The following is a 12,908-nucleotide window of genomic DNA, read 5'->3' on the forward strand; positions in this document are numbered from 1 at the left end:
TTTTTGTTATTTGTATAACCCCCCCCCCCCCCCCCCCCCCCCCACCCACCACCCGTGTGTTTGTCCCCTCCTTCCCCCCCCCCCCCCCCCCCCCCCCCCCCCCCCCCCGATACGCCATGCAAGCGAGTAGCGGCCGACCGACGGCGGGCACGCGTAGCTGGGGCGCGGCGCCGTGGCAGGAACAGCCTGGACGCGAGCGGCGGGCGCGCGTGGCCGGGCTGCGGGGTGGTGGGCGGGTGCTACCCCGTTTGACCCGATGGGGTGGTGATGGCGATGCATGCATGACATCATTGTTGTCATGTTGGAGGAGCGGGTAAGCCGCGGCGAAGAGCTGTATGAGGTGCTGAGAGAGGTGCGGCCCCTGGTGCTGAACTCGGCACGCGTGGTCGAGGCCGCCCTGAAGCGTGACGGCGTGACCGTCGGCATGCGCGCGGTGCTGGAGATCCTGGCCGAACACGGCGCCGCGACCGTGCCCGCCATCGCCGAGCGTCTGGATCTCGCCCGGCAGGGCGTTCAGCGACACGTCAACGACCTGCTGGAACTCGGCTTCGTCGAGGTCCGCGACAACCCGGCGCACCGCCGATCGGTGCTGATCGCGCTGACCGTCGCCGGCACAGCGCTGTTCGACCGGATGCGGCGCGACGAGCTGCGCCGGCTGAGCGAGATGGCCGCCGAGTGCGGCGCCGGTGACGTGGCGGCGGCACTCAAGGTGCTTCGGGCACTCAACCGGGACGTGCGCCGCCGGGCGGTGGGCGAATGATCGACAAGGCCGAGATCTACCGGCTGACCACGGCGAACCGCCTCATGATCGCCGACTTCCTGGACGGCCTCGACGACCGCCAGTGGGCCGCCGACACCCTGTGCCGGGGCTGGACCGTGCAGCACATGGCGGCACACTTCGTGCAACCCATGCTGATCGGTTTCGGACGGTTCTTCCTTGCCGCTCTGCGCTACCGCGGCGACACCGACCGGACCGTCGACCATTTCACCCGCCGGCTCGCCGACCGGCCCCGCGCCGAGTTGGTGGCGCTGCTGCGCGCGCACGCGCAGGACCGGGTCGACCCGGCCCGGGTCGGCCCGATGGGCCCGTTCGCCGAGACCTGCCTGCACCTGCGGGACATCGCGCGACCTCTCGGCCTGAGCGCCGACGTGCCGCTCGACCACTGGCGGATCCTGCTCGACTACCTCACCTCGCCGCGGGTCGCCCCGGCCCTGGTCCCGCCCGGGAGGCTGGACGGTCTCGCGCTGACCGCCGGCGACCTCGACTGGAACAGCGGCACCGGTGTGATCGTCTCCGGCCAGGCCGAGGCGCTGGCCATGGCGATCACCGGCCGGGCCGCGGCTCTGGCGGACCTGCACGGACCGGGCCGCGACAGGCTGAGCAGCGCCATGAGCTGATCCGGGAGCAGAATCGCGGCCCCGGCGTTTCCGTCAAGTCCGTGCCATTGCTGCCGATCGGCACGCTCATGATGCGCTGGGCGGACTCCAACACTGGACAGACGGGGCACCTGGCCCGTCAGGTCCGCCTCACCCTGGGCGTTCTCGCCGCGCTGACCGGGATGGGCCTGCTCCGGGTCGAGCTGGCCTGGCCGGCCCGCGCCTGGACGACCGTGGCGGCCCTGTGCGCGGCGCTGGTCGTCGTGCTGGCGGCGATCCGCCTGCCCTGGGAGTCGATCCTGGCCCGCCCGTCCGGGCACCGGGTGCTGACCGGCCTGTACGCCGCCGCCCTGGCCGCCCTGGCACTGTTCAACCTGCCCGACCCGGACGCCGTCGTGATGTTCCCGATCGGCGCGGTGCTGGTCACCACGGTGGCCGCCACCACGGTCGGCAGCCGGGTGACCGTCGGGCTGGGAGCAGCCGGCGTGCTCGGCTATCTGGCGCTGCTCGGCACCCGCTGGTCCGGTGAGCCGGCGCTGGTCGTGTCGATGTGCTGCGCCATGGTGGTGGTCACCGGGCTCTGTGTGCTCACCACGCACAACCGCCGCCTGCAGCAGAACCAGCGGGAAGCGGCCGAACAGCGCGCCGCGGCCCTGCTGGAGAACGGCTCCGACGCCGTGGTGGCCCTGGCCGACGGCGAGATCCGCTATGTCAGCTCCTCCACCGGCCGCATCCTGGGCCACCAGGCGGGCACCCTGACCATCGCCGACCTGGCCGCGATGACCCACCCGGAGGAGGTGGAACGGGTCGTCCGGTGGCTGGCCGAGCTGCGCGCGGCCGGGCCCGGGCACACCTCGCGGCTGGAGACGCGCAGCGTGCACGCGGACGGGCGCTGCCTCGACACCGAGGTGACCGGCACCAACCACCTCGACAATCCGGCGATCGGCGCGGTGATCCTGAGCATCCGGGACGTGACCACGCAGAACACCCTGCGCCGGGAGCTGACCCGGCAGGCGTTCGAGGACGCGGTCACCGGGCTGCCGAATCGGTCACTGCTGCGCGACCGGATCACCACCGCGGAGCGCAGGCACGCCCGTACCGCCGGCCGGGTGTCGTTGTTGATCATCGATCTGGACGAGTTCAAGAAGGTCAACGACACGCTCGGCCACCCGGCCGGCGACGAGCTGCTGCGCCGGGTCGCCACCCGGATGACCGGCGTGCTGCGCCCCTCGGACACCCTGGCCCGGCTCGGCGGCGACGAGTTCGCGGTGCTGGTCGAGGACCTCGACGACCTGGGTCTGCACGCCGTCGCGGACCGGCTGCTGGAGGCCGTCCGCGAACCCGTGCGGATCGCCGAGAACGATCTCGTGGTCACCGCCAGCCTCGGCATCGCGACCGTCAAGGCCGGCGAGACACACGGCGCCGTCGTCGACGAGCTGATGCGGGACGCGGACCTGGCCATGTACGCGGCCAAGAGCGCCGGCGGCGACCGTGCCGCGGTCTTCGAGCCCTCGATGTACGCGGCCGCGGTCGCCGAGGCCGAGGCCCGCGGCGAGATGGAGCGGGCTCTCGCCGCCGAGGAGTTCACCGTCGTCTACCAGCCCATCGTCGACCTGCCGGGCGCGCTGCCGATCGGCGTCGAGGCCCTGGCCCGCTGGCAGCACCCCACCCGCGGGCTGCTCGGGCCGAACACGTTCATCCCGCAGGCCGAGCGGACCGGCCTGATCACCGCGCTCGGCGGGTTCGTGCTGCGCACCGCGCTGTCGCAGGTGGCCGAGTGGCATCGCACCATCCCGGGCGCCGACCGGGTCCGGGTCAGCGTGAACCTGTCCGCCCGCCAGTTCCAGGAGGGCGACAACCTGGTCGAGGTGGTCCGCGACGCCCTCACCTCGTCGGGCATCGCCCCGGGCCTGGTGGTCCTGGAGATCACCGAATCGCTGCTGATGACCGACGTGGACGCGACCGTGGAGATCCTGCACGCGCTGCGCGGGCTCGGCGTGCGGATCGCCATCGACGACTTCGGCACCGGGTATTCGTCCCTGTCGTACCTCCGTCGCTTCCCGATCGACATCTTGAAGATCGACAAAGCGTTCATCGACGGGATCACCGTGAGCCAGGAGGACGCCACCCTGGTCGAGGCGGTGGTCGGGCTGGGCCGCGCGCTGCGCCTGCAGACCGTCGCCGAGGGCATCGAGCAGGCCGGTCAGCACTCCATGCTCTCCGAGCTGGGCTGCACGTACGGGCAGGGTTACCTGTTCGCCAGGCCGGGCACCGCGGCGGAGATCACCGATCTGGTCCGGGAGGCGTACCGCACCGGACAGTGACGGCAACCCGGGGTGAGCGTGTCAGCTTTGCCCGGGCGGCCGATGCTGGTATCACGGTCACGGACGGCCGTGATGACCGGGACGGAGCTCAACGGTGCAGGATCTCGCACCACCGGGCTTCGTCAAACGCGCCTTCTGCAACCACCTCGGCAACTCCTGGCACGAAGTAGCGGATCTCTTCGAGGTCCGTCGCCATGAACGCGACCTGTTCCTCCGCGGGAACGAGCCCCGGGGCCTGTGGGACTGGATCGAGGACCGCCACAGACTCGCCGAGTTGCCGGCCATCCTCCGCGAGGTCGAGCGGGCCGACCTCGCTGATCTCTTCGACCAGATTCCCGCCAGGGCGGACATCATCGTCGTCCGGTCGGAGACCCACCGCACCGAGTGGCACCTCCAGGAACTCTTCAACGAGGTCGTCACCGGCTGCCGTACGGAGACGGCCGACGTCCGCGACATCGACGAGGTCCGCGCGGCACGGGCGGATCTCCACTTCGTTGCTCACCTGGCTGCCCGGGTCGCCGGCAACGGCACCGGCGAAGCCGTCCGCAGCGCCTTGTCCGCTCGCGAGCGCGGCGACTCCGCGGAGGCGCACATCTTCCTCATCGGCTCCGAGGACGACTGCCTGCTGGCAGAACCGAAGGTCGACGTCTGGTTGGGCTCCAGCGCGCCCAGCAAGATCTATGTGCGCCGTGCGGCCGGCGTCGACGAGTTCGGCGACGCGGTGGCGAAGCGCATCCGCCAGCTCGTCGCCGACCGCACGCGCCAACGCCCGACTTCCCCGGCCCACTCCTTCAGCGACTCCCCCGTAGGTGGCTACCGATGAACCTGGCCTGGATCGCCGCCGTCCTGGCGCCGCGCGACGTCGCCTCGCGCCCGCACACCCCCGACGAGCGTGGCGCACGCGAGTACGCGCAGCTCGCCGACCTGGTACTCGGCCGCTCCGGCAGCCGGGAATCGAGCGGTCCCCTCCTGCGTGCCGCGGAACGGTCGCTGCGCAACGACACCATCCGGGAGGCGGTTCCCGATCTTGCCGCCCTGGTCGTGGAGGCGGCGGCGGACGACCCGGCCAGGGCGGCCGCCTACGCCCTCATGCTGACCTGCGCCGCCGCCGAGCTCGACGACTACGACACCTGCCTGGGCACCCTCGACCTGCTGCTGGCGAGGGTCACCGGCGAGACCGCGGACGATCTCCTGGTGCGCGCGGCGCTGCTGCAGCAGAAGGCGCTCCGGCTGCGCGACGCCGGCCTGCCGCACCTGCCGGCCTCCCGGGAGGCCGCCTCGGCTCTGGACCGCTTGCGACCTGCCGACTGCACACCCTTCGAGCCCGGCCCGATCAGCGATCGGGGTCACGAGGACGTGATCGCCACGATCGTCGACAACCTGGGCGATGCCGTCGGCAGCCTGATCGCCTACCAGGAAGCCGAAGAGAGTGGACTAGCTTCGCTGCTGGCGCGACGGGAGGAGAGCAGGCTGCGGGGCACCGAGCTGATCCGCCGCACGACGCGGGATCGCGCTGACCAGTACGCCCACTACGCCCGATCGCTCTTCAAGGACGGCTTCAAACGGAAGCGGCGCATCATCGGCGACCCGGGCCACGCGGAGCTGTTCACGAGCGCCCTGCACCTGGAGCTCGCCGGGCACGGCAACGTCTATGCGGCACGCGGTGACCTGGCGGTGCTGCGCCTGCTGCAGAACCCTGACGTCGTCGACACCGCCGACGTCCTGCGGCTGCTGCGCCACAGCATCGGACAACGCGAGCTGACGGTCGTGGTGCGGCATCTCGTCGAAGCGGGTCCCCTCGCGGCCCTCGTCCGGGACGCCCGGCAGATCCTGGACCGGCGGACCGCTCCCCATCTGCTGCGCATCGTGGAGCTCCAGGTGCTGCGGGCCGCCGCGGATCTGCTCGACCCAGAGGAGGCACGGCGCGCTCTGACCGCGGTGCTGGACCTGCTCGCGGCCGGCGGACCGTGGAATCTGCCGGGCAGCCGGCAGATGGCCGTACTGCGGCGTTCGGCCGCATGGTCGGCCGCGGCCGCGCTGAGCAACGTGTGCGACGCCGCCGGCGAGATCACCGACGTGCTGCTGGCCCAGGCCCGCCAGGCGCCCGAGGACGACCAGCTGCTCGACGAGGAACTTCGGCGGGCGGTGCGCATCCTCGACTGGGACCGCCTCGACCCGCACCTCCGGGAGCGCTGGCTGGAGGCGAGCGCGGACCTGACCGACCGGCTGCCGCGCACGACGGCCCTGGTGTCGCTGCGCTCAGGCCGGCCGATCGCCTCCACGTCCGACGCGCCGCCCCTGACGCGGCTGGCCGACGAGCTGAGCTCGGCCATCGCCGCGGACCAGCCGCCGCCCGCGGTGACCGAGGCGGACCGGGCCGCCCTCCGCGAGGGGATGGCTGCAACCCGTGCGACGGCCGCGAACGGCGTCTATTCCTTCGGTGGTCTCCAGGAGGCGGATGTCGCGGTCGCCGCGATCGCTCTGGCCGGCGCCACTGATCTGTGGCCTGACCTGGCCGCCTTCCTGCTGGACATCCGGGTGGGCCGGGACGACCGCAGCACCGCCTTCGACCGGCTGGCCCAGGCGAAGCTCAGCCTGCCGGACGATGTCGCGGAGATTTTCCGGGACGGCATCCGGCGGGTGATCGTGGACGAGTCCGCGCCGGGTTTCCTGACCGGCGTGATCCCTTTTCCGGCCGCCCTCCGGTTCGGCGCGGCGCACGGGCTCCTCGATCCGAGCGACGTCTACGACTTCGTCGCCCGTCTGCTCGGCGGCTCTGAGGCCGACTCCCGCCGGGAAGGCGCCCGCACCGTGGCGCTGCTGGCCGCCCGGGCACCCGATGACGCCCTGATGGCCATGGTGCTCCCGTTCACCGGGGACGAGAACGTCGAGGTCCGGGCCATGGTCGCGGTCGCCCTGGTCCGGTCGCTGACGACAGAGAGCCCGCTGCGCCCGCTCATCGCCGGGAGGATCGACGAGATGATCAACAATGACGGCACCCTCGTCGCTGCCGCGATCCTGACCGCGGCCGAGGACCTGCCGGGCCTGTTCCCCGCCGACCTCCGCCGGCTCACCGACCACCCCGCGCGCTCGATCCGGGAGTGGGCCCGGAGGCTTGCGTCAAGGCATCCATGAGCGTCTATTGAGGGAATGACTCCTGTCACCAGACGTGGACTCCTCGCCGGCGCCGCCGGCACCACCGTGCTCGGGCCGGCCGCCACCCGCGCCGCCGCCTCCGTCACCCTCACCAGGGCCGGTCTCGATCAGGGCACCAACATCGCCGTCCGGGTGTCGCCGGACGGTCGCACGATCGCCATGGATCTGGCCGGCGTGCTCTGGACGCTGCCCGCTTCGGGCGGCCCGGCCCGCCGCCTGACCGGCGACCTCTTCGACATAGCCCAGCCCGACTGGTCGCCCGACGGGCGCACGCTCGTCTTCCAGTCCTACCGCACCGGCACCTTCGACCTCTGGGCCGTCCGCGCCGACGGCGCCGGCCTGCGCCGCCTCACCTCCGGGCCGTTCGACCACCGGGAGCCGCGCTTCTCCCCCGACGGCCGCACGATCGCCTTCTCCTCCGACCGCTCCGGCAGTTACGGCATCCACCTGTTGGACCTGGCGTCCGGCCGGATCAGCGTGGTCGCCGAGAGTGCCGCCGAGGAGTTCGAGCCCACCTGGTCGCCGGACGGCCGGCGGATCGCCTTCGTGGTCGCCAACACCCGCGTCGACGTGGTCGAGGTCGCGTCGGGCGCCCGCAGCACCGCGGTGACCGTGCCGGCCGGCCAGATCATCCGCGGGCCCGAGTGGACGCCGGACGGCGCCGGCCTGATCCATCAGCTCACCGTGGCCGGGCGCAGCGAGTTGTGGCTCGACGGCGCGCCGGTGGTGACCGGTGAGGAGGTGTTCCCGTTCCGGGTGAGCTGGGTTTCGGCGCGCGACTTCGTCTATGCCGCGGACGGCGGGATCCGGCGGCGCACGCTGGGCGCCGCGGCGCCGGCGGCGCGGATCGGTTTTGCGGCCGCCGTCGCCCTCTCCCGGCCGCGTTATCGCAAGCGGGCGAGAGACTTCGATTCGGGTACGCGCCACGCGGTCCTGGGCATCGGCAGCCCGGTGCTCTCCCCCGACGGCAGCTCGGTTGCGTTCCGGGCGCTCAACGACGTCTGGACGATGCGGATCGGGCAGCCGCCCCGGCCGCTCACCCGGGACCACTGGTGGAAGTCCGATCCCGCCTGGTCGCCCGACGGCCGCCATCTGTCGTACTCCACCGACCGCGGCGGCAAGCTGGACATCTGGATCCGTGATCTGGCCACCGGCGCCGACCGGCAGCTGACCGCGCTGCCCGGCGCGGCAGCGGTCTCCGGCACCTGGTCGGCGGACGGGTCGCACCTGGCGTTCCTGGACCAGACCGGCGCGCTCCACACCGTCGAGGTGGCCACCGGCGCGGTCCGGCAGCTGTTCACCGCCACTTTCGAGCCGGGCCGGCCGAGCTGGTCGGCGGACGGGCGCACCATCGCGCTCGCCGCGGTGGTGCCGTACTCGGCCCGCTTCCGGGAGGGGCTCAGCAAGATCCTGCTGGTGGACGTGGCGACCGGGGCCGGGCGCTACGTCGACCCGCTGCCGCACAGGTCCCTGCAGACCCGCGGCGACGACGGGCCGGTCTGGTCACCGGACGGGCGCCGGCTCGCGTTCGTGCTGGCCAGCGTGCTGTGGGTGGTGGACGTCAACCCCGACGGCAGCTATGCCGGCACGCCCCGGCAGATCACCCACGAGGTGACCGACGCCCCCAGCTGGAGCGGTGACTCGACCCGCCTGCTCTATCTGCACAACGGCGTACTGCGCACGATCGGGGTGGGCGGTGGCCGGCCGCGGACCGTACCGATGCCGCTGACCTGGGCCAACACCCGGCCGCGCGGCCGGACCGTCATCCATGCCGGCCGGATGTGGGACGGCGTGCGCCGCGACCTGACCCGGGACGTCGACATCGTGGTGGAGGGCCACCGGATCACCGCGGTCGAACCGCACCGGGCCGGGCGGGACGGGCGCCTGGTCGACGCCCGGGACGCGGTGGTCACGCCGGGGCTGATCGACATGCACCACCACCGGGAGATGCAGGGCTATTCGTACGGCGACCGGCAGGGACGGCTGTGGCTGTCGCTGGGCGTCACCACCACCCGTTCGCCCGGCAGCCCGGCGTACCACATGGTCGAGGAGCGCGAGTCGATCCAGTCCGGCGCCCGCATCGGCCCGCGGTACTTCGCCACCGGCGAGGCGATCGACGGCTCCCGGATCTTCTACAACTTCATGCGGCCCACGTACGACCACGGGCAGCTCGCGCTGGAACTGGAACGGGCCGGGGCGCTGGGGTACGACCTGATGAAGGCGTACGTCCGGTTGTCGCCGGAACGCCAGCGGCAGGTGATCAGGTGGGCGCACCGGAACCGGGTGCACGCCACCTCGCACTACCACTACCCGGCGTTCGCGTTCGGCGGCGACGGCCAGGAGCACGTCGGAGCGACCAGCCGCTTCGGGTACTCGCGAACGGTGACCGCCCTGGGCACCGTGTACTCCGACGTGGACGACGTCTTCGTCACCACCGGCGCGGCGCGCACGCCCACCCTGTTCAACGCCGTCACGCTGCTGCGCGAGGACGACAGCCTGGTCACCGACGTCCGCGTGCGGACGCTCTATCCGGCCTGGGAGTACGCGGCCCTGCAGACCATCGCCACCACCGCCCGCACCACCGACCAGACGGTCACCCGGCAGAACCTGGCCCGGCAGGTGGCGCACCTGACCCGGCTGTTCCGCGCCGGCGGCACCGTGATCACCGGCACCGACTCGCCGATCGCCCCGAACGCGGTCAGCACCCACCTCAACCTGCGCGCCATGGTCGCGTACGGGATGACGCCGTGGGAGGCCCTGAGCACCGCCACCCGGATCCCCGGCCGGTTCCTCGAGGAGCCGCTCGGCCGGATCGCTCCCGGCCACTACGCGGACCTGGTCGTGCTGGGCGGTGACCCGCTCACCGACATCGAACGGGCGGCCGACGTCCGTCAGGTGATGGCGGCCGGGGTGCTCCGCGGGGTGGAGGAGTTGATCGAGCCGTTCCGCGCGGCGCCGATGGAGTCGGCGAGCGTGCCCGCCCCGGCCGCCGTCGATCATCACTGGTGGCACGACCCGCACTGGGTGCGGGAGGCCCGTCACGCCTGCTGCGACGGCTGACCGGCGGCGCGGAGCCGCTCGGCGAGGACCTGGCAGCGCTCCCGCAGCTCCGGCGGTTCAAGGATCTCGAAATCGTGACCGAGCAGGACCATGTGCATCAGCACGAAGTCCAGGGTGCCGGCGCCGCTGAGCAGCTCGCAGCGGCCGTCGGCGCGCTCGGTGACGACCGCTGCCGAGGCCGGGACCTCAGCGCGCACGGTGTCGGCCGGAGCGTGCACCAGGAACCGGGCCTGATGCCGGTAGACGCGGCTGGCCACGCTCTCCTGCACGAACCGCGCGGCGTCCGGGGCCGGGCGGGGAGAGAACCGCCAGGTCCGGGCGGCGACCTCGGCCATCCGGTCCACCCGGAAGGTGCGCCAGTCGTCGCGGTCCAGGTCGTACGCGAACAGGTACCACCGCCGGTCCGAGGCGACCAGCCGGTACGGCTCGACGCGGCGGCGCCGCACAGTGTCGCCGGACGGGTAGTCGAAACCGGCCTCGACCTGGTCGCGGCAGGCCCGGGCCAGGGTGGTCAGCACCTCCCGGGCGATCGGGGCGAGGCGGGCACCGAAGGACTCGACGGCGCTGTGCAGTGCGCGTACCTCCGGTTTCAGTCGGGTGGGAAGCACTTGATCGAGTTTGGTCAGCGCGCGCAGCGCGGCGTCGCCCGCACTCGCCGCACCGGCCAGCAGCGAGACCGCGGTCGCGATGGCCTCCTCGTCGTCGAGCAGCAGTGGCGGCAGCGTCTGGCCGGGGCCCAGCTGATAGCCGCCGCCGACACCCTGGCCGGCCCGCACCGGATAGCCGAGCGTGCGCAGCCGCTCCACGTCGCGCCGCACGGTGCGCGGTGTGACGCCGAGCCGCTCGGCCAGCTCCGGGCCGGTCCAGACCTGCCGCTGCTGGAGCAGCCCGAGCAGGGTGAGCACGCGCTCCGTCGTCTCCATGTCACCACCCTGGCAGAGAAAGCGGACCGATCCTGTCCGCCAGGGGTGCGAGGGTGGGCGCATGGAACCGAACTGGAACCAGATCCTTCGCGAGCAGTGGGAGTTCCACTGGGACAACCAGCTCCGGTCCCGGCTGGCGGACCTCAGCGACGAGGAGTACTTCTGGGAGCCCGCGCCGAATGCCTGGAGCGTGCGGCCACGCGGCTCGTCGGCAGCGCCCGTGCAGGCCGGAGCCGGTGAGTTCACCATCGACTACGGCTTTCCGCCGCCCGAACCGCCGCCGGTCACCACGATCGCCTGGCGGCTCGGCCACGTCATCGTCGGCGTGCTGGCCATGCGCAACGCCGCCCACTTCGGTGCGCCGCCCGCGTCCTACCAGACCTGGGACTACGCGGGCACCGCCGCCGGCGCGCTGGACCAGCTGCGGACGCAACTCGGCGTCTGGCTGGACGGGGTGCGCGGCCTCGGCGAGGCCGGGCTGCTCGTGCCGGCCGGTGACAAGGAGCCCTACCCGGAGCTGCCGATGGCCGCCCTGGTCCTGCACATCCACCGCGAGTTGATCCACCATCTGTCCGAGGTCAGCCTGCTGCGCGACCTCCACACCGCCAAGGAGACGATCCGATGAGCCGCACCGTCCAGGTCACGTTCGACTGCCACGACCCGGGGGCGCTGTCGCTGTTCTGGCGCGACGCCCTCGGCTACGTCCTGCCCGGCCCGCCCGGCGTCGAGCTCGGGCCCGACGACGACCCGCTGGAGGCCTGGCGGGCGGCACTCAAGCGGTTCGGCGTGCCGGCGGAGGAATGGAACTCCCGGTCAGCCATCGAGGACCCGGACGGCACCGGCCCGCGGATCTTCTTCCAGCGGGTGCCGGAGGGCAAGACCGCGAAGAACCGCCTGCACCTGGACGTCCGCTCGGCTCCGGGCCTGGAGGGCGACAAGCGGATGGCCGCCCTGGAGGCCGAGTGCGACCGCCTCGTCGGGCTGGGCGCCAAACGGCTGCGCCGGGACGAGCCGCAGCCCCCGTTCAGCGCCGGCTTCATCGTGATGGCCGACCCCGAGGGCAACGAGTTCTGCCTCGACTGAGCCCTCTAGACAACGGCCCGGTACTGCTGCGGGCTGGCGCCCCGCACCCGTTTGAAGGCCACGGTCAGCGCGAACGCGTTCGCGTACCCCACCTGCCGGGCGATCGAGCTGACCGTGGCGTCCGTGGTGCGCAGGGCCTCCGCCGCCAGGTCCAGGCGCCACCGCGTCACGTACGCCATCGGCGGCTGGCCGACGAGGTCGGTGAACCGGCGGGCGAAGGCCGCCCGGGACGCGCCGGTCGCCGCGGCGAGGCCGGCCACCGTCCACGGCCGTGCCGGGTCGTCGTGGATGATCCGCAGGGCCGGCCCGACCAGCGGGTCGCCGTGCGCCCGGTACCAGCCCGGAGTGTCCGCCTCGGGGCGGGCGAACCAGGCGCGCAACGTGGCGATCAAGGCCAGGTCCAGCAGCCGGTCCAGCACCACCTGCTGCCCCGGCTCGTCCCGCTCCACCTCGGTCGCGAGCAGTTCCATGATCGGTGACTGGACCTGCGCGCGGGGCACGTGGACGAGCCGTGGCAGCGCGGCCAGCAGCCGGCCGCTGACGAAGCTGCTCACCTGATAGGTGCCGCTGGCCAGCACGGTGCCGCCGGCCGGGCGGCCGAGCCGGCTCACCGTCGCCTGCTTCGCCTGGGTGGTGACGTCGATGCCCTCGACGCTGAGCAGCCGGTTGCCGGGCCGGACGAAGACCGACGGACGGGTCCCCGGTGCGTCGGCCACTGTGTACGGCTCCGGGCCCTGCACGATCGCCACGTCGCCGGTCCGGATCAGGGTGGGTTCCCCGTCGTCCGGGACCACCCAGGCGTGGCCGCTGAGCGGGAGGGCCAGGGCGAGCCGCGCCTCGTCCTCGATCCGCAGTCCCCAGGGCGGGTCGAGGACGGCCTGGCAGAAGGCGGCGGTGTGCGCGCGTACCCCGTCGAGCAGGTCTCCCAGCGGGTCCATGGCCGCACTGTAGACGCTCAGACATGCGATCGAGCCTGTGGAACATG

Annotated in this window: 10 protein-coding genes; 8 read left to right on the forward strand and 2 right to left on the reverse strand. The window is 72.6% G+C overall.

The features are described from left to right. Window positions 1-298 precede the first annotated feature (298 nt). The 6 genes from AC0NH5_RS39660 to AC0NH5_RS39685 all read left to right on the forward strand — a co-directional run bounded on the left by AC0NH5_RS39660 (window position 299) and on the right by AC0NH5_RS39685 (window position 9,917). Window positions 299-760, forward strand: a complete 462-nt coding sequence (locus AC0NH5_RS39660; RefSeq protein WP_474412996.1) for a MarR family winged helix-turn-helix transcriptional regulator — start codon at window positions 299-301, stop codon at window positions 758-760. Continuing rightward, a complete protein-coding gene (locus AC0NH5_RS39665) occupies window positions 757-1,398 on the forward strand; it encodes a maleylpyruvate isomerase family mycothiol-dependent enzyme (RefSeq protein ID WP_474412998.1) in 642 nt (213 codons plus the stop codon). Before AC0NH5_RS39660 ends, AC0NH5_RS39665 begins: the two co-directional genes overlap by 4 nt. A gap of 41 nt (window positions 1,399-1,439) precedes the next feature. Continuing rightward, window positions 1,440-3,701, forward strand: coding sequence for a putative bifunctional diguanylate cyclase/phosphodiesterase (locus AC0NH5_RS39670; RefSeq protein ID WP_474413000.1), 2,262 nt, complete (start codon window positions 1,440-1,442; stop codon window positions 3,699-3,701). 94 nt (window positions 3,702-3,795) lie between these two features. Further along, window positions 3,796-4,524 (forward strand): hypothetical protein, encoded by a 729-nt coding sequence (locus AC0NH5_RS39675; RefSeq protein ID WP_474413002.1) that lies wholly within the window; start codon window positions 3,796-3,798, stop codon window positions 4,522-4,524. Then, window positions 4,521-6,836, forward strand: a complete 2,316-nt coding sequence (locus AC0NH5_RS39680) for a hypothetical protein (RefSeq protein ID WP_474413004.1) — start codon at window positions 4,521-4,523, stop codon at window positions 6,834-6,836. Before AC0NH5_RS39675 ends, AC0NH5_RS39680 begins: the two co-directional genes overlap by 4 nt. A 15-nt stretch (window positions 6,837-6,851) precedes the next feature. Continuing rightward, window positions 6,852-9,917, forward strand: a complete 3,066-nt coding sequence (locus AC0NH5_RS39685) for an amidohydrolase family protein (RefSeq protein WP_474413006.1) — start codon at window positions 6,852-6,854, stop codon at window positions 9,915-9,917. On the opposite strand, the gene AC0NH5_RS39690 is transcribed toward AC0NH5_RS39685, so the two are convergent. Next, window positions 9,896-10,840: a helix-turn-helix transcriptional regulator gene (locus AC0NH5_RS39690; protein ID WP_474413008.1), complete on the reverse strand. Its 945-nt coding sequence runs from the start codon at window positions 10,838-10,840 to the stop codon at window positions 9,896-9,898. The genes AC0NH5_RS39685 and AC0NH5_RS39690 overlap by 22 nt on opposite strands. 61 nt (window positions 10,841-10,901) lie before the next feature. Between AC0NH5_RS39690 and AC0NH5_RS39695 the strand changes: the two genes are divergently transcribed. Both AC0NH5_RS39695 and AC0NH5_RS39700 read left to right on the forward strand, forming a co-directional pair. Next, window positions 10,902-11,465 (forward strand): DinB family protein, encoded by a 564-nt coding sequence (locus tag AC0NH5_RS39695; RefSeq protein ID WP_474413010.1) that lies wholly within the window; start codon window positions 10,902-10,904, stop codon window positions 11,463-11,465. Continuing rightward, complete coding sequence (locus AC0NH5_RS39700; RefSeq protein ID WP_474413012.1) at window positions 11,462-11,923, forward strand: VOC family protein; 462 nt, start codon at window positions 11,462-11,464, stop codon at window positions 11,921-11,923. Before AC0NH5_RS39695 ends, AC0NH5_RS39700 begins: the two co-directional genes overlap by 4 nt. Window positions 11,924-11,928: 5 nt before the next feature. On the opposite strand, the gene AC0NH5_RS39705 is transcribed toward AC0NH5_RS39700, so the two are convergent. Further along, window positions 11,929-12,861 carry an AraC family transcriptional regulator gene (locus tag AC0NH5_RS39705; protein ID WP_474413014.1) on the reverse strand — a complete coding sequence of 311 codons (933 nt, stop codon included), beginning with the start codon at window positions 12,859-12,861 and terminating at the stop codon, window positions 11,929-11,931. Window positions 12,862-12,908 lie beyond the last annotated feature (47 nt).

It is taken from the genome of Actinoplanes sp. 13 (assembly GCF_056134165.1).